Raw genomic sequence first — 19416 nt, forward strand, 5'->3', positions numbered from 1 at the left:
AAAATCACAGATGGTGAAAGCCTCAAGTCGTATACTGAAAATGTAAGAAAAACATTCATTCCGCGGTTCCGGTTCCCAAGTAGAGAGAACATGTTCCGGTTTATGTGAAACAATTCACATTAATCGCGGCTCTGGGCACACAATGCTACGAATAAAGCAAGATGTTATGTGTCCAGAAATCCAAATTAGTGGAGGGATTACGATGTCGGTGATTGAAAAAGATGTCAAACAACAAACAGGCTGGAGAAACTTTACCAAAGGAACATGGACCAAATCCGTAGATGTGAATGATTTTCTGGCACACAACTTGTCTCCGTATTACGGTGATGAAGCATTCCTAGCAGGTGCAACCCAGAATACCAAAGAATTGTGGGAGATCGTATCTGATCTGACCAAAAAGGAACGGGATAACGGCGGTGTCCTTGATGTTGATGTGAACACACCAGCGACTATTGTTTCTCACCAACCAGGTTATCTGGATCAATCCAAAGAACAGATTGTCGGCGTTCAGACGGATGCTCCATTCAGACGTTCCATTCAACCAACAGGCGGAATCCGGATGATGATTGATGCATGTGAAGCATATGGCTTCGAATTGCCTCAAGGCGTCATTGATATATTTACAAACATTCGCAAAACACATAACCAGGGTGTATTCGATGCTTATACTTCCGATATGCGTGCAGCGCGTAAAGCAGGGATTATTACAGGTCTGCCAGATGCTTACGGCCGTGGCCGGATCATCGGTGACTATCGTCGTGTAGCTTTGTACGGGGTAGACTTCCTGATTCGTAACAAAAAAGGTGAATTGAACGCACTCGAAGTTGATGTTATTGATGAAGATGTCATTCGTCTGCGGGAAGAATTGTCTGAACAGATTCGTGCATTGCAAGAATTGAAACAATTGGGCGAAATGCACGGGTTCGATATTTCCTTGCCAGCGACTACAGCAAAAGAAGCATTCCAATGGTTGTACTTCGGTTATCTTGCTGCGATCAAAGAACAAAACGGTGCTGCGATGTCACTGGGACGTGTATCTTCTTTCCTGGATATCTACATTGAACGTGACCTGCAAGAAGGTATTTTGTCCGAAGAACAGGCTCAGGAATTGGTTGACCATTTCGTAATGAAACTGCGGATTGTCAAATTCTTGCGCACACCGGATTACAACGAACTGTTCAGTGGAGATCCGACATGGGTGACTGAGTCCATCGGCGGTATGTCTGTGAATGGTGAAACACGTGTAACCAAAAACAGCTTCCGTTTCCTGCATACACTGCACAACCTGGGTCCTGCACCAGAACCGAACTTGACTGTTCTCTGGTCAACGAAACTTCCAGAAGCTTTCAAAGATTATTGCAGCAAAGTATCCATCGAAACCAGCTCAATCCAGTATGAAAATGATGATCTGATGCGTCCAATCTACGGTGACGATTACGGTATTGCATGCTGTGTGTCGGCGATGAAGATCGGGAAACAAATGCAATTTTTCGGCGCTCGTGCCAACCTGGCAAAAGCTCTCCTGTATGCGATCAACGGTGGTCGTGACGAGAAATCCGGAGCACAAGTTGGACCTGAGTATCCTGCCATCACTAGCGAAGTGCTGGATTACAATGAGGTTATGAAACGCTTCAAACCAATGATGGAGTGGCTGGCGAAACTGTATATGAACACCCTCAACGTCATTCACTACATGCACGATAAATACAGCTATGAGCGTATCGAAATGGCATTACATGACCGTGACATTGTACGTACGATGGCTTGTGGTATAGCCGGTCTCTCGGTTACAGCAGATTCACTGAGTGCAATCAAATATGCCAAAGTAAAACCAATTCGTAACGAACAAGGCATCGCTGTTGATTTTGAAATCGAAGGAGACTTTCCTTGTTACGGTAACAATGAAGACAGCGTAGACAGCATTGCTGTTGAACTGGTCGAGAACTTCATGGGCATGATTCGCAAGCACAAAGCTTACCGTAACGCAGTTCCAACACAATCCGTTCTAACGATCACTTCCAACGTGGTATATGGTAAGAAAACAGGGACCACACCGGATGGTCGTAAAGCAGGTGAACCATTTGCTCCAGGCGCGAACCCAATGCATGGTCGTGATAAAAAAGGTGCACTGGCATCCCTTGGCTCTGTAGCCAAATTGCCTTATGAACACAGTCTTGATGGTATTTCCAATACCTTCTCCATCGTGCCAAAAGCATTGGGTAAAGAGGAGACTACACGTAAATCCAATCTGACTGCGATGATGGATGGTTACTTCGGTCAAAACGCTCATCACCTGAACGTTAACGTATTTGATCGTCAGCAATTGATTGATGCGATGGATCACCCGGAAAACTATCCGCAACTGACTGTACGGGTATCCGGATATGCCGTTAACTTCATTAAACTGACTCGTGAACAACAGTTGGATGTCATCAACCGTACGTTCCATGGCTCGATGTAAATAATTTGCAAGTAGAGGACTGCTAGAGCAAGGCATTCCAAACATATTAAACGCACAGCGGATGCGGATACAGAAAGGAAGAGGCAGCATGGTTAAAGGACATATTCATTCACTCGAAACTTTCGGGACGGTTGACGGCCCAGGCATCCGCTTTGTGCTTTTTATGCAAGGATGTCTACTTAAATGTCAATATTGCCACAACCCTGATACATGGGCGCTGGATGGTGGAAAAGAAATGACGCTTGAGGAGGTACTGGCTGAAATTGAGCCGTATCTATCCTACTACCGCAGCTCGGGAGGCGGACTCACGATATCTGGCGGAGAACCAACGTTACAGGCCCACTTTGTAGCCGAAATCTTCAAGGAAGTGAAGCGGCGCTGGGGATTGCATACGACACTGGACAGCAACGGATTTAACGAACCGGAACGGATTCACGATCTGTTGGATCATACAGACCTGGTTCTGCTGGACCTCAAACATATTGATGATGAGAAACATATCAAGTTGACAGGTAAATCCAACGAGAGAACGTTGAAAACGGCCAAGTGGTTATCTGAGCAAGGTCGGAAAATGTGGATACGTCACGTGTATGTTCCTGGCATTCATAACGAGGAAGAGGATCTGCTTAACCTCGGACGATTTATTGGAACATTAAATGGCGTCGAGAAATTCGAAATTCTTCCATACCATCAGATGGGGATCTATAAATGGGAGGCGCTCGGCAAAGTATATCCACTGGATGGTGTTCCTTCGCCAAGTGAAGAAGAAGTGGAGCGGGCGTATCGCCTGATCGAACAAGGTCGCCAGGAAACGGCTGGCGCGGCTTGTTCCGGTAAGTAATCAACATTTATATATAACGTAGAAACTAAGAGCCAAGCAGCCCTTGCGAATACACTTCGCAGGGGCTGTTTTTTGTCCAGTGAAGGATTTTATCCCTCCATTGATGAATTGTCATCCTTACGATGTAAGCTCCGGCTTTTTATAATCAGAGTGTAAAGCCAAATGCTCAATATCTTGAGGAGGGTCAACCAGATGAAAAAAGGAATGACATTACTGCTTTCATTATTGCTTATCACTTCATGGACTTTGGCGGGATGTGCAAGCTCAAGTAACGAGCCACAGCAAGGCGCAGGCAATACACCTGTGGAGGAAACAAGTAAGGAACCGGTTGAAATGCTTCTCCGCCACACGCAGGTGGGAGCCGACAAACAGAAAAGACTGGCCATTCTGCAGGATGTTGTGGACAAAGTTGAGGGTGAGATACCCAATCTGACCTTTACGCTGGATGGTGTCGAATCCGATGTAAATCGTAAGGAAAAGCTTCGCGGAGAGATGGCAGCAGGTAACCCGCCGGATATATTTGAACTGTTCGGCAGCCCGGATTCCAAAGTGTATGCCAAGGAAGGTATGCTGCTTGATCTGACCCCAATCCTGCAAGAGCTGGGCATTCAGGACCAGTTTACATCCCTTGAACCGTTTACGTATGAAGGCAAAGTATATGGACTGCCGATTGGCGGTTCGGGCGAAGGTTTTTTCTATAATAAAGAGTACTTCGAACAAAAAAGGATGGAAAGCCCCAACTACCATGGCTGAACTGGACAATATATTGGCCGAGATCAAGGCTGATGGCAAAGTGCCGCTTGCTTCCGCATCCAAGGCGGGCTGGGTACCGCTTATGTTAACCAACCATCTGTGGTCCCGATATGCCGGGCCGGAGATTACCGCAAAGTTTGCAACAGGTGAAGCGAAGTGGACCGACCCGGGTGTTGTGCAAGGTTTTGCCAAACATAAGGAATGGGTGGATAAGGGTTATTTCAAAAAAGGTGAACTGGGCTTCGAGTATGCCGAATATACCACGCAATTTACCAGTGGAGAAGCGGTGTTGATGTATGACGGAACATGGAAATCATCTGTATTCAAAGAAGGGCAGAGCGGTGAATCGCTCATTGGCAAGGTTGGATTCTTCAATATGCCTCCGGTAGAGAACGGAGCAGGTGATCAGACGTCTTTGATGCGTGATGTGAACAATGGATACGGATTCTCGGCAGCCGTGGCGGATGACCCGCAGAAGCTGGAAGCAGTGAAAGCTTTTATCAAAAATTTCTACAATGAAGATATGCAGGTTCGCGGCCTTGTGGAAGATGGTGTGTTGCCTGCCATGAAGCTGGATGAGAAAGTGTTAACCGATAGCATTACCGATGATCTGATGAAAGAAATTGTGGCCGTTCTTAATGCGTCCAAGACGTCGTTCCCGGCATTTGATGCACTCGTTCAGGCGGATGTGACGACAGAGATCAGCAATCTGCAAATCCAGAAGTTGATTGGTGGGCAGACCACGCCTGAGAAAATGGCAGAAGAGCTGCAAAAGGTACAGGAAGAAGCAAACGCTTCAGTGGAATAAATCAATCCAAGCTGAAACTGCGATCGTTGAAGTGACTGAAGGAGGCTGACCATGAATACTTCACTCCGCAGCCCGTTAATCTATACGTTGTTTGTAATGCCAGCCCTAATCCTGTTTGTGATGTTCTTCCTATATCCTATTGGCAGCTCCCTGTATTACAGTCTGACGAGTTGGAATGGGGTATCGGCTGAGCCACGTTTTGTGGGTTTATCCAACTATGTGAAGGCGCTAACCGATGAACGTTTTTGGATTTCCACACGGAATAACGGCTTTTTCATCGGATTTTCGGTACTGATTCAGGTACCTCTAATCGTCCTGTTTTCGCTACTGATTGCCAATGTGAAAAGGCTGAAAGGTCTGTATAAAACAGCTGTTTTCTTACCATCCATCATGTCGACAGCCGTTATCGGTATCTTGTGGGGGTTCATCTATGAACCCAATATTGGACTGTTAAACAAAATACTTCATGTGCTGGGCATCGAGCCCATCTACTGGTTATCGGATAACCGATTTGCCATGTTGTCCATTTTGGTAACCAACGCCTGGCAGTGGACGGGATTTTACATTGTCATGGTGCTGGCGGCCATTCTGGCGATTCCCCGTGATTTGGATGAAGCGGCTGCAATCGATGGGGCAACGGCGGTACAACGTGCAATGCGAATTACGTTGCCGCTGATCCGGCCGATCATATCAGTGGTGATCATGTTGTCCATTGCAGGAGCCATGAAAGCAGCTGACATCGTGATTGTCATGACCAAAGGTGGGCCCGCTGGGTCCACCGAGGTTCTGGCGACATACATGATCAAATATGCGATTACCAATTTCAAATATGGTTATGGCAATACCATTGCGGTACTGATCTTTGCTCTGACGCTTGTGCTTACTGCGGTGTATCAATTGCTGGTGGCGAGAAAGAGCGAGAAGGTGGAATATTGATGGCGAAAAACATAAAAAGCAGTATACCTCATGTGTTGTTAATGTTGTATTTAATCGCAATTTTGTTTCCCTTTTTATTTGTGATTTTCTCGTCTTTCAAGCAGGATAACAATGAAATTGCCTTGAATCCATTCGGTCTGCCGACAACATGGGAGTTTAACAATTATGTGGAGGCCTGGGTGAATGCGAAGATTGGCACGTATTTCTGGAACAGCCTATACATCTCGATTCTGTCTTCGGCGTGTACAATTGCACTCGGTGCGATGTTTGCTTTTGCCGTAACCCGGATGAGACACCGGAGATGGAGCCTGTTTCTGTACAGCCTGATTCTGGCGGGCATGCTTATTCCAAATAATGCACTCATGCTGCCGATCTATCTGCTTGTTCGCAAAATGGGTATATTGGATACACATCTGGCATTGATCGTGCCCTATGTGGCTAATGCGATCCCCTTTACCATTATTATACTGGCGGCTTTTATGCGTTCTCTGCCTGGAGAAATTGAGGAAGCTGCGGTCATGGACGGCTTGAGGGCCCCGGGTATCTTTGCTAAAATAGTGATACCTCTTACCGTTCCGGCTATTGTTACCGTTTTTATCGTTAATTTCCTCGGGAACTGGAACGAATTTTTACTCGCCAACTATTTCTTATCCACCGATAAATTGCGCACGCTGCCCGTAGGCATGGTCCAGTTTCGGGATCAATATCAGATGAACTATGCCCAGATGTCGGCAGGTATTGTTTACAGCGTTGTACCTGTACTTGTGATCTATGCCATACTCCAGGAGAAAATTATAGAAGGAGTCACTGCAGGTGGTGTCAAAGGTTAATACCATGAACCAGTGAATAGGGAGAACGGGATATGAACTTGCGAATGAAGCTGGCCTTGGCATTTCTGCTGCTGATCATTGTACCGATGTGTGCGCTGGGCATTGGCATGTTTCTGGTCACATCACATACGATTGAGAAAAAATACAATCAACAGGCCGAATATGCGCTTCAGGCTATTAGTTACAATATCGAGAATGTATTTCAGCAGATTAACAATGTGACCGACAACGGGATAGCCACATCGGTTTTCCAAATGGCATTGAACGCCAAAGATCCGACCAAGCAGGATCTGGGGACCGGTAATCAGTTATCCCTGAATGCCAGCCAGCGCAATTTTCGTTCCCTTCTATATAACTATCCATTCATCAGTTATGCCTTTTTATATGATTTGCGTTCTTCCGAGAACAACCAGATTGTCTCCATTTTCACCAAAGAGAACTTTCAAGCCCTTCCTTTTCAGCAATTCAAAGTGCATCCTTTATTCAACGAAATTCAGCAACTTAATGGTGTGCCTAAATGGCTCGCACCTCTGGAATATCCCGAATTAACCGGGGTAGAGCCTGTCTTCACCCAAATCAGATTGGTCAAAGAACTCAGTTATTTTCAAAATATCGGCGTGCTTGTTGTTCAGATCAAAAAAGGAGAGATCGACCGGATCTTCCGTCACCTGCAAATCAGCGATTCGGCACAGGATACGTCGTTCCTGTTAATTAATGAAGAAGGACTGATCGTTTATGATCCTGCAGGTATTTATAACGGTGAGAACATGCAAAACCTTGGTGCTGAATCCGGCAGGTACGGTCCCGGCTTTAGCAGTGTCAGAACGGTCTTTGACGGCAAGGAGAGCATCATTTCGCAATATCATCTGAAGAACTATAATTGGAGTCTCGTCAGTGTGACTTCATGGGAAGCCTTATCTGCGGAAACCAATGCCTTTGCAGGTTGGTCTGTCATCATTATTCTATTATGCTTGCTCGCAGCAATGATCTTTAATCTTTTTTTCATGAATCGCATCACGGGTAACATTGCTGTACTTGTACGGTTTATGCGGCGTGTGGATGATGGTGATTTTAATGCGAGGGTGGAAGGAAAAGGATTCGATGAAATGCAGCTGCTTGCGCAAGGGTTCAATGAACTATTGGATCGTATCGGGGGATTATTTCGTCGTGTTCGTGCAGAGCAAGAGCAGAAAGCCCAAGCGGAACTGCGTGTACTACAGGCTCAGATCAAACCTCATTTTCTGTTTAACACATTGGAATCCATTAATGGATTAGCGCTGCGTGGGGAGGGCCGTAAAGTAAGCGAGATGGTGACCAGACTTGGCAATATGCTTCGTATCAGCATTCAGGATCAGGAGGAGATTCCGCTGGGTGAGGAAATAAGACATTTGCAAAGTTATCTGGAGATTCAACAGTACAGGTTCAGTGATTTGTTCACCTATGAGATTGACATTCCACCCCATCTATACAGCTCAATCCTGCTTAAGCTTACCCTCCAGCCTCTGGTGGAAAACAGTATTCAACATGGGTTTGAGGGGATCACCTATCCAGGTGTACTGCGGATAAGCGCATATGCAGAACGGGGTCATCTGGTGTTATGTGTTGAGGATAATGGGATCGGTATTCCCCAGGAAATGCTCGCACGATTTGAGTATATGGCAGAAGATCCGCCGGAAGATATGCTCACGGAAGGGGCGGAATCATTATCGTCTATAACTGAACGCAGGGGATTGGGATTACGAAGTGTGGCAGATCGAATTCGTATTCAATACGGTGCCGGGTATGGCATATTTATATGTTCAGCACCGGGGGACGGCACAGTTATTCGATGCATCATTCCATTATATGAGCAGGAGGAAGCCGGATGAATCTGACTGCAATGCTGGTTGACGATGAGCTGCCGATTCTGGAGAATCTGAATTACATTTTACCATGGAAAGAGATGGGCATTGAAGTAACGGGTACAGCGAGAAGTGGCCTAGAAGCACTGGATAAAGTGACAGAAAGTCATCCAGACATTCTCTTGTGCGATATTCGGATGCCGTCTATGGATGGATTGGAACTTATTCGTTTACTGCGAGAGCAGGGTGAAACGTGTGAAATTATTTTGCTGACCGGCTATCAGCAGTTTGAATATGCTCGAACCGCTATCAAGTATAATGTACATGAATACATATGTAAGCCAATTGATTATTTGAATCTGGAACATAAACTGCGTGAGCTTGCCGGGCAGATCCAGAAGAGACGCCTGGAAAACGAATCGCAACGTTATCGCAGCCAAGAGATGGAAAGCTGGATCAGACACAAACAGTTGATTGACCTGTTGCGAGGAGAAGCACCATTGAAGGTGGCCTATCCTGCCTCTGTTCCTGAATTCATAACAACTGCTGCACCTTATACGTTGCTGCTGGTGGATGCGGTCGGTTATTTTCGCCATTCTATCGGCTGGTCCGAGCTTCAGCATCTAGGATGGCATGAGACCGTAAGTTCCAGACTTAGGGAAGTGGCAGAGAGAATTAAGGGGGACTGCCAGATTCTTTCGACCCGCAAGGGTGAGTGGTGCATCCTGCTGGAGGCATCGGGGGAGTGGAAACGTCGCTCAGAGGAACTGGCCCATCAACTGTGTCTCGAATTAAATATGATATTGTCCTTGGATTCAAGTGTGAAGTTCAGGGTTGTTCAGGATGCTGTGCCCGTGAACCTGGAAAGTCAAATTCTGGAGCGATACCGGTATTGTCAAAAAATACTGATGTCCCATTCGGAGAGTGAAGACAAGGTGCTGAAGGCGAGTTGTCCCGAAACCGCCTTATCGTATGATCATACGGCCTCCAAAGGGGCTAACTCATGGATTACAAGAGAAGATCTGGAGCTTGTTACTCGGTGGATTCGTCAAGGCAACAAGCAGGGGTTACGTGATGTATTGGATCGGCTTAAACAGCAAATGGGGAATTCAGGACAATCCTCCAGCAAGATAGATGAAACCAATCTTCGGTTTATGCTTGTACACATGCTTCGGGAACTGCGTGAAGTACAGGCCCTCGCTGAAGAGCACGAAGCGAATTTTTGGAATGCACTGCAAGGAGCCGTATCCATGAGGGAACTCCTTGAACTTGCGGAGGCTGTTACCCATGTCTGTCAGGGCAAACAAACGCAGCCACGTCCTTCTGTATCGGAACTGATCCTGTCTGCATGTGAGTATATGGATGCACGGCTGCAACAGGACTTGGGAATAGATGAAGTCTCAGATTGGCTCGGAATCAGCCCGGGATACTTCTGCCAGCTATTTAAAAACCAAATGGGTGTTACTTTTGTAGAATACATGACGCAGAAACGGATGGAAAGTGCCGCTTTATTGTTGAGTACAACCGAATGGAGCATTACAGCGATTGGGGAAGCCACAGGGTTCAAGGAGCGCCGTTACTTCTCCAAGGTGTTTCATAAACACTTCCACATGAAACCCTCCGAGTACAGGCAGAGTAAACGATTGGGTTCGTAGTGGCAAGGGAAACGGGAGGAGAGGTCAAATGAAACCCTTGAATGATCTGACATTGGAGCAAAAGGTAGGCCAATTGTTGATGTGTGGATTTCACAGTCAGCACGCAGATGAACAGATTACTCGCTTAATCCGTGACTATCACGTCGGCGGCGTCATTTATTTCCGCCGCAATGTCGAAAGTGTAGATCAATTGACACGGCTGTCCGCCGAACTGCAAGATATGGCTGCTGAAGCGGGGGCCCTACCACTCATGATTTCGGTGGACCAGGAAGGTGGCATGGTTGCACGGATTGACAAAGAGGGAATGACCCAAGTGCCGGGTAATATGGCACTTGGTGCGACAGGCAATCCGGAATATACCCTGGAGTGTGCTCAAATTCTGGGCGGTGAGTTAAAACACATCGGTATTGATATGAACCTTGCGCCAGTGGTCGACGTGAATAACAACCCTCTTAACCCGGTCATCGGCGTTCGTTCGTATGGTGAACATGCTGAAAGTGTGGCCGCTCATGGCGTAGCAGCCATCACCGGATATCAATCACAGGGCATAGCTGCTACTGCCAAACATTTTCCGGGACACGGAGATACTGCTGTAGATTCTCATCTTGGTATGGTTACGGTACCTCATGATCGAAACAGGCTGGAACAGATGGAGTTGTTACCGTTCCGTAAGGCGATTGAGGCCGGAGTTGATGCTATTATGACAGCTCATGTGATGTTCCCTTCGATTGAGCCCGAGCCCATTCCGGCAACGTTGTCGCAAAAGGTGTTAACGGGTCTATTACGTGAGGAAATGGGTTTTGAAGGCATTATTATTACAGACTGTCTTGAAATGCATGCGATATCCAAGCCATATGGGGTAGCTGAAGCTGCGATTCGTGCTGTGGAGGCAGGAGCAGATCTGATCCTGGTGAGTCATACCTTGCACGATCAGGTTGCTGCGCTGGAAGCCATTGTGGAAGCAGTTCGAACGGGCCGAATCTCGGAAGAAGTTATTCATCAGGCGGTTGAACGCATTATGACATGGAAAAGAAAGCGCTGCGGCCAGCAGAATGATCATCTGGTTTCGCCGAAAGCGAGTGAAACGGTCGAAGCAACCGATGTTGAACCTGTTGATTGCACTGAATCCACTAAACCCACAGAGCCCAACGAATCGACGTTGTTCAAGATTGCTTCAAACAGTATTACCATCGTTCATAATGATGATGGGCTGTTGCCGTTGGACCCAGAGAAGGACGTGTATGTCATCTGGCCTGAGGTTGTGCAACGGACAGAGGTGGATGAACCTTGGTCTCATACAGAATCGCTGGGTATTGCTCTATCGCAGCTACGAGGCAGAGTTCGTGAGCACAAAATTACTACTCAGCCCACTTATGATGAAGCAGATCGGATATTGGCGGATGTGTCGGATAGTGAACAAGTTATCGTATGTACGTACACATCGGCAGGTCATCTTCCGAAAGGGCAACAGTATTTGGTTGAAAAGCTTAGTGAAAACCATTCGCTGATTGTAATTGCTTTGCGTAATCCATATGACCTGCTGGAGATTTCGAGGCCGGGAAGTTATGTATGTACGTATGAGAATACACCTGCAGTTGTTCGGGCCCTGTCCCATGTGTTAACCGGTGGACTGCAGCCAACAGGAAGTCTGCCTGTCCGTTTGCGCTAGACCTATTCAATCCTTAAATCTCTCTGCGATATGGTGCTGATTGACCATCTCCTGGAGAGATTTTTTTGTTGGAATTTTTATTGGTTAATTTTGGGATACAAATGCTAAAAAGATAATTGATAGATAACTATTTTCATAGTATTTTCCTTCTATTAAAAGTTTACAATTCTCCTCTTAACTTTTTAGCAACTTTTCCCGGTTCCAAGCGTCTAATAATATGACTTTTTGAGGGGGATATTTATAAAATGGGAGCAGAAGGAGCCAAAGACAAAGAATGAATTTGAAGAAGAAATTGTCCATACTTACCGCTTTTGCTGTGTTTCAGGCGTTTGCAGTGATTCCTGCCAATGCACAATCAGCAGATCAGAGCGATACTACATCAGTGAATACAGCCAAAGTTAAATCCGTGGAGGTTGTGAAGAAAGAACAAACCATCGCGGAATCCGAAGTGAAATCCGGAACAAACACTCCAACAACAAATAATGAAACAACTGAAGAAGTGAATTCCGAAACCAATGTTCCTACAGCAACAGAAGTTACTCCAGTTAATCCGGTAACGGAACCGACGGACGAAGAAGGTACAGCTGAGGAAACACCAGCACCTGCACCAGTAGAAGTGGAGCAACCATCTACAGGGAGTTCATCTGTTGCTGGAGGCGGGGGTGGAGACCTCACTCTTTATATGAACAGTAATAAAATGATGCAAGATGGCAAAACGTATCTTGCTGGACAGCCGATGGCTGTTAAAAATGGTGTATCCTATGTAGCGATCCGTGCTCTCGTTGATCGGGTTGGCTATGATGTCAAATATGATAACACAACCAAAGAAACGATCATTATTAGTGGTGAAGATGAGTTGCGTTTCAAAACAAACAGCAAGATCTATACCGTTAATGGTGTGTCCAGAACGATGAAGGGCGCGGCTTATCAACAAAAAAATACGTTCATGGTGCCGTTGACTTCAATTACCCAGGCTCTGGACATTACGTATAAAGTAAATCAATCTGCCAAAACGGTTGTATTGAATCTGAGTACCAAACCGGTGGCGAGCTTCACGGTACAAAAAGAGGTTTTTGCCGGAGACCAGGTAACCTACACAACTAAATCCAGCTCTCCCAAGGGACTCAGTATTGTAGATGAGCGTTGGACAGGCCGTCAGGATTCATTCGACCAACCAGGTGTATACACAGTAACCTATGCGGTCCAGGATTCAAGTGGCCAATGGAGTGATCCGTATTCGGTTACGATTAAGGTTGAAAGACCAAATCTGCCACCTGTCGCGATGTTTACGACAGATAAAGAAGAATACAAAATGGGTGAGAAAATCACTTATATTGATCAAAGTACAGATGATGAAAATGCGATTGTAAAAACCGAATGGGATAACAATGCACTTGCATTCTTTGTTCCAGGACCGAAGACCGTAACGATTACAGTTACCGATAAACATGGTGCTAGCGATAGCTATACCAAGATGATCAATATTACGGGAGAAACACTTTATAGTTTGACTGACTTCAATCAATTGTTCACACCAGTCGGTGAGAAGTTCACTTTTGACGGTGGTGGAGTGCCGGCATTGGAGAAAGTACCTTTCACTTATTATGATGAACCAAGTCTCCTGATCCGCAGTAACAGCCCGGAAACAGTGAATACAGAAGGCATTGTGTACAAGGAATCTTCCTTCGGACAGACACGCTTCATGATTCACCATGTGAACAACACGGGCAAAAATGTGAAAATGTATGTTGTAGCGACAAACAACAATGCATACACGGCGTCCATTGACCAGCAAAACATGGGCTTTGCAGGACCGTCTCCTTTTGCAACGGTAGCTGGAAAGTTGTCCATTGATCGTTGGTTCCAATCCATGCAGAATGGTACTGGACAAAAGAAAGTGTACATCCAGCCAGGAGAAAGCAAGCTGATTCTTAATGATCTGAGCGTTCTTCCGATGAAACAGGGACAAGTCATTTCCTTGTATTCGGATGTATTCAGTGACTATGAACTGGATTACAACATTATCATGATTGAAGAAAACAAGGACCCGATGGAAGTGTTGTCAAGCCTGCCAGTTCTGGATCGTGATGGAGTTCACAACCGTGGTACCTATCCAAATGCAACACGGATCATTACGTACGATCAAGAATTAGGATCGAAGCCTGCACGTCTTCCACTTGGAGACAATGCAAGTGATCCAAACCTTGTAGGAACGGACCCTATGGCTTTCACTGAAGCGTCCAACGCAGGTAACTTCGGTGTATTGTACAAAATTACATTGAATAATGTTGCTCCGCGCACGTTGATTTCATTCAACCCTCGTGGAGGCAGATATTCAGGTGTGGCACTCGTGAATGGACAGGTCGTTCAGATTTCCACAGGTAAATCTGTAACTGCACCTAATGAGCAAAGCGTAATGTATCGCACAGGTTCGTACGGCGAGAGTGTAACTATTCTCTTCTCGGCGGCACCAGGAAGTAACTTGCCTGTTAACCTGCTGTTCACGCCGCTTCCGGCTGAAAAGTAATATCATGAACATGCACGGACGGTTTGGAGTGAAAGCTTATATCATATATACCCGTTCACCCCAAAAGTCGCCCGAACGATTGATCATCTGAACCGTCAGGAAGGGACTCCATCAAAATGTAATGTCATTAGCTCAAGCTAGACTAATGCAATGCATGTGTATGGAGTCCTTTTTATGTGATGTTGAAATGACCTAACCCGGTGCCTTCGTTGACTCTAATCGTAATTTGATGCATTATTAGAGGTATACAAGAAAGCAAAAGTTTTCGCTTTTGTCGAATATACTGTCGCTCTATGAATGATGTGCAAAATGCTCGTATGACAGGAGGTGCTTTAGATCATGCTGTCGACAGAACAGATTATTTCGACCATGTCCTCACAGGGGCTTCGCATTACCGATCAGCGGAAAACACTGGCCCGGTTATTTGCTGAGTCTCCCGGGTATCTTACACCCAAGGACGTCTATGAATATATGGGTAAGACTTACAGCGGACTGAGTTTTGACACAGTATATCGTAATTTGCGGGTGATGCAGGAACTTGGTGTACTGGAACAGGTCATCTTCGAAGATGGCGTTAAATTCAAAGCGCACTGTAGTGAAGATCATCATCACCATCATATGATCTGTCTGAAGTGTCAGAAGACATATCCTATAGTTTTTTGCCCGATGCAGCTTGCGGATGCGCCTGAGCAATTTCAGGTTGTAGACCACAAGTTCGAGGTATTTGGATATTGTAAGGACTGTGCAGAGCATGCTCCGGCCAAAGCGGCATCGGGACATCAACACGCTCATGGGAAGCACTGATCATGAAGTTATCGCGCAGAATTGCTCAGGCACCCATTCGGGTGTACCGCAACTATATCTCTCCATTAACACCGCCAACATGTCGGTTCTATCCGAGCTGTTCGGCTTATGCCATGGAGGCGATTGAAGTGCACGGTGCGCTCAAAGGTTCGTTGTTAACAGCGAAACGTATTGCCAAATGCCACCCGTTTCATCCAGGCGGTGTAGATCTGGTACCACCAAAGGCGGAAAAGTCTATGATGGTATCAGAGTAATGTTATAGCCGGAAGCATTCGGATGAACTAGAAGCAGGCCAGGATTGACTTGAGGATGCTGTCCACTTGACAAAGGGGTCCGCGGTTCAGTATATTTTTCCTATATATGCACGTTCAAAAAGTCTGGTTTTCAGTACCGAGAAGATGGATTGAAGTAGAAATGGAGTAGCGGAGCGTAGGAAACTACGTGAGCAACGGACATTTCGACTGAATTTCAACTTCGATGCTGATGATGCCGGTAGGCATGATTCGTAATCAAAAGTGGACTTTTTGAACAACCTCTATATGATTTCCAGTGAAGGGATAAGTACAGACACACCCCCAGTGCAGAGAGCCGGATGAGCTGAGAACCGGTCTGGGAGGAGGATGGAATATGGTCCCGGAGGAACCTCTTTCGAGCGTGCAGACAGTGATTTCAGAGCTGCTGTCGTAAGGCTGAGGCGTGATCCAGCGTTAATGGGCGGTCGAAGGACCGACAGAGCCTTTGTTTTGCGAAAAACATGGGGAATTTGGGTGGTAACACGTGAGAGCAACTCTCGTCCCATAGGGGCGGGAGTTTTTTGTGTTCTTTTTTAGTTGTTTTGGACTAAGGGATCACATGAAGCAGGAACATTTGAAGGAGGAGAAGTCATTCATGGCTGACCAAAAAACATTTTATCTGACAACCCCGATTTATTATCCGAGTGACAAATTGCATATTGGGCATGCGTATACAACTGTGGCGGGAGATGCGATGGTTCGTTACAAGCGTCTACGCGGTTATGATGCTCACTATCTGACAGGAACGGATGAGCATGGACAGAAGATTGAGCGTAAGGCACAAGAGAAAGGACAGACACCGCAAGCTTTTATCGACGATATCGTTGTGGGGATCAAGGAACTGTGGAACAAGTTGGACATTTCCAATGACGACTTTATCCGTACAACCGAAGAGCGTCACAAAACCGTCGTTCAGGATATCTTTGACCGTTTGCTGAAACAGGGAGATATCTACAAAGGTGAGTATGAAGGCTGGTACAGCATTCCGGATGAGACGTATTACACGGAGACTCAACTGGTGGATGTAGAGAAGAACGAGAAGGGTGAGATTATCTCGGCCAAGAGCCCGGATAGCGGCCACCCCGTTGAATTGGTCAAAGAAGAATCCTACTTCTTCCGTATGAGCAAATATGCAGATCGTTTGTTGAAATATTATGAAGAGAACCCGGGCTTTATTCAGCCGGAATCCCGTAAGAACGAGATGATCAACAACTTCATCAAGCCAGGTCTTGAAGATTTGGCTGTATCACGGACTACATTTGAATGGGGCGTCAAAGTTAAAGGCGATCCAAAACACGTCGTCTACGTATGGATTGATGCGTTGTCCAACTATATTACAGCACTGGGCTACGGTTCATCTGATGCATCCCTGTATAACAAGTTCTGGCCTGCGGATGTACATCTGGTAGGTAAAGAAATTGTTCGTTTCCATACGATTTACTGGCCAATTATGTTGATGGCGCTGGATCTGCCTTTGCCGAAGAAAGTGTTTGCACATGGCTGGTTGTTGATGAAGGATGGCAAGATGTCCAAATCCAAAGGCAATGTTGTTGATCCAGTTACCCTGATTGACCGTTACGGTCTCGATGCACTGCGTTATTACCTGCTGCGTGAAGTACCGTTTGGTTCGGATGGTACGTTTACACCAGAGAGCTTTGTAGAGCGTGTCAACTCCGACCTCGCAAACGATCTGGGTAATCTGTTGAACCGTACAGTTGCCATGGTAGACAAATATTTTGAAGGCAAAGCCCCTGCGTTTGCTTCGAATGTAACGGAATTTGATGCTTCTCTGGAAGAAGCAGGCCATGCTACGGTGGAAAAAGTGGAACAGGCGATGGAAAACCTGCAGTTTTCCGTAGCACTGACAGCGATCAGCCAGTTTGTCAGCCGCACCAATAAATATATTGATGAGACGCAGCCATGGGCGCTGGCTCGTGATGAGGCAAAACGCAATGAATTGGCATCCGTTATGGCTCACCTGATCGAAAGCTTGCGAATTGCTTCGATTCTGTTGCAACCGTTCCTGACACGTGCTCCTCATAAAATCTGGGCACAGCTCGGCATTCAGGAAGGTGAACTTACGGCTTGGGATACAGCTAAGCAATGGGGTCTGGTTCCAGCTGGAAACGCATTGCAAAAAGGTGATCCAATCTTCCCGCGTTTGGATTCCGAACAGGAAATTGCTTATATCTCCGAAGCAATGACTGGTGGCCAAAAAGCAGCAGAGTCTGAAGCAAGTCAAGCAGATGCTGGAGCTTCAGCAGCTGTTGAACCGGTAACAGCACCTGAAGGTACAGAAGAGATTGGTATTGAAGATTTTGCCAAAGTTGAACTGCGTGTAGCGCAAGTCATTGCCTGCGAACCAGTCAAAAAAGCGGATAAGTTGCTGAAATTGCAGCTGGATCTGGGTTATGAGCAGCGCCAGGTCGTATCTGGAATTGCGAAGTTCTATTCGCCAGAAGAGATGGTTGGACGCAAAGTCATCTGTGTGACCAACCTCAAACCGGTGAAACTTCGTGGTGAACTGTCTCAGGGTATGATCCTTGCAGCATCACATGGCGACCAGCTCACACTGGCTACAGTACCAGACAACATGCCTAATGGCGCACAAGTGAAATAAGAAATCAAATCCTGTCGTAACTATGACTCAAGGTGGCCCGAAGTAACTCGGGTCCCTTTTTTTATTGATAGAACTCGTATCTGACTGGAAGAGAACAAGCATATACTGTTATGAACTCCGTACTTCAGGAAAGAATGAATAGGACGGGATAGCTTGACAAGTAGGTTCAGGTTACCTATAATTCTTTCAGTAATGTTTACGATTAAGAGATGCGGAGTGAATCATAATGACATTTTATAAAGTTCAACATCAAGTTCTGGATAACCAGACAGAGAAGACGAGCAAAAGAGGCAACATGAAGTTACTTTGGACGGGTTTGCTTATTCTAACTTTGCTGGTATTGTCAGCGTGTGGGCAGGATAATTCCAATAGTGCGAAGATAGTGGAAGGCAAGGTAAACGTTGTGACGACATTTTACCCTGTATATGCTTTTACGACCGCAATCGGTGGTGAGGATGCCAATGTCATTAACCTGCTTCCAACGGGAGTAGAGCCACATGACTGGACTCCGAAGAGTCAGGATATCGTTAATACGTCTAAGGCACAGCTGTTTTTCTATAATGGAGCTGGACTGGAAGGATGGGTGCCGAATTTCCTGAAGTCGCTGAATAGTGATACTCAGGTGAAGTCTGTTGCCGTCAGCGAAGGGGTTAAGCTGTTAACCGCTGAGGGTGATGATGGGCACGGTCACGGCGAAGAGCACGAAGACGAGCATGCAGATGAACATACAGATGAGGCTACCAGTGAAGATGTCGCTGATCATCATATTGATCCACATACGTGGGTTAGTCCGAAATCGGCCATGATCATGGCTGAAAACATCAAAAATAGTCTGGTCGAAACAGATCCTGATCACAAAGCAGGTTACGAACAACGTTATAAAGAGCTTCGTACGAAGCTTGAGACGCTGGATCAGCGTTTTACAGATGAATTGGCTACCGTACCAAACAATGAAATTGTTGTCTCGCACCAAGCGTTTGGCTACCTTGCACGTGATTATGGATTAACCCAGCATGCCATTATGGGACTTTCCCCGGATGCTGAACCGACAGGACAGGATATTGTGAAACTTGCGAAACTGGTTAAAGATGAGGGCATTAAATACATTTTCTTCGAAGAGCTGGTTTCTGACAAATTGGCGAAAACATTGGCAAGTGAAGCAGGAGTAGAAACCATGGTCCTTAATCCCGTTGAGGGATTGACCAAGGAGCAGGCAACAAACGGGGATGATTATTTCACCCTAATGGAGAAAAATTTGCAAAATCTGCTGATCGCATTAAAATAAGATAGAATGAAGAATTCAGATAGAAGAGTCTTTACCGTTCACGGTGAAGGCTCTTAGGACGCTATGGGATTCTTATATATAATGAAGGGCGGC

At 46.1% G+C, this 19416-nt stretch carries 12 protein-coding genes and 1 pseudogene; all 13 read left to right on the forward strand.

The features are described from left to right. Positions 1 to 202: 202 nt before the first annotated feature. Positions 203 to 2461: a formate C-acetyltransferase gene (gene pflB, locus FE296_RS06460; protein WP_124116140.1), complete on the forward strand. Its 2259-nt coding sequence runs from the start codon at positions 203 to 205 to the stop codon at positions 2459 to 2461. 88 nt (positions 2462 to 2549) lie between these two features. Then, positions 2550 to 3302 (forward strand): pyruvate formate-lyase-activating protein, encoded by a 753-nt coding sequence (gene pflA, locus FE296_RS06465; RefSeq protein ID WP_124116141.1) that lies wholly within the window; start codon positions 2550 to 2552, stop codon positions 3300 to 3302. A 192-nt stretch (positions 3303 to 3494) separates the two neighbouring features. After that, positions 3495 to 4863, forward strand: a pseudogene (locus FE296_RS06470) (ABC transporter substrate-binding protein). 51 nt (positions 4864 to 4914) lie between these two features. Beyond that, a complete protein-coding gene (locus tag FE296_RS06475; RefSeq protein ID WP_124116142.1) occupies positions 4915 to 5799 on the forward strand; it encodes a carbohydrate ABC transporter permease in 885 nt (294 codons plus the stop codon). Then, positions 5799 to 6629 (forward strand): carbohydrate ABC transporter permease, encoded by an 831-nt coding sequence (locus FE296_RS06480; protein ID WP_124116143.1) that lies wholly within the window; start codon positions 5799 to 5801, stop codon positions 6627 to 6629. The genes FE296_RS06475 and FE296_RS06480 overlap by 1 nt, the downstream gene beginning before the upstream one ends. A gap of 32 nt (positions 6630 to 6661) precedes the next feature. Further along, entirely contained in the window at positions 6662 to 8497 is a 1836-nt protein-coding gene (locus tag FE296_RS06485) for a cache domain-containing sensor histidine kinase (RefSeq protein WP_150364548.1), read from the forward strand. Next, positions 8494 to 10125 carry a response regulator transcription factor gene (locus FE296_RS06490; protein WP_150364549.1) on the forward strand — a complete coding sequence of 544 codons (1632 nt, stop codon included), beginning with the start codon at positions 8494 to 8496 and terminating at the stop codon, positions 10123 to 10125. The genes FE296_RS06485 and FE296_RS06490 overlap by 4 nt, the downstream gene beginning before the upstream one ends. A 28-nt stretch (positions 10126 to 10153) precedes the next feature. Next, on the forward strand, positions 10154 to 11794 hold the full coding sequence (nagZ, locus tag FE296_RS06495; protein WP_150364550.1) for a beta-N-acetylhexosaminidase: 1641 nt from the start codon (positions 10154 to 10156) through the stop codon (positions 11792 to 11794). 274 nt (positions 11795 to 12068) lie between these two features. Further along, a complete protein-coding gene (locus FE296_RS06500; protein WP_124116147.1) occupies positions 12069 to 14321 on the forward strand; it encodes a stalk domain-containing protein in 2253 nt (750 codons plus the stop codon). 339 nt (positions 14322 to 14660) lie between these two features. Further along, complete coding sequence (locus FE296_RS06505; protein WP_150364551.1) at positions 14661 to 15125, forward strand: Fur family transcriptional regulator; 465 nt, start codon at positions 14661 to 14663, stop codon at positions 15123 to 15125. A 2-nt stretch (positions 15126 to 15127) separates the two neighbouring features. Then, a complete protein-coding gene (gene yidD / locus FE296_RS06510; protein ID WP_017687565.1) occupies positions 15128 to 15379 on the forward strand; it encodes a membrane protein insertion efficiency factor YidD in 252 nt (83 codons plus the stop codon). Between the two features lie 598 nt (positions 15380 to 15977). Continuing rightward, positions 15978 to 18038, forward strand: coding sequence for a methionine--tRNA ligase (gene metG, locus FE296_RS06515; protein WP_150364552.1), 2061 nt, complete (start codon positions 15978 to 15980; stop codon positions 18036 to 18038). 226 nt (positions 18039 to 18264) lie between these two features. Next, complete coding sequence (locus tag FE296_RS06520; RefSeq protein ID WP_150364553.1) at positions 18265 to 19323, forward strand: metal ABC transporter solute-binding protein, Zn/Mn family; 1059 nt, start codon at positions 18265 to 18267, stop codon at positions 19321 to 19323. The last annotated feature ends 93 nt before the right edge of the window (positions 19324 to 19416 follow it).

Source organism: Paenibacillus sp. UASWS1643 (assembly GCF_008693195.1).
Taxonomy (GTDB): Bacteria; Bacillota; Bacilli; order Paenibacillales; family Paenibacillaceae; genus Paenibacillus; species Paenibacillus amylolyticus_B.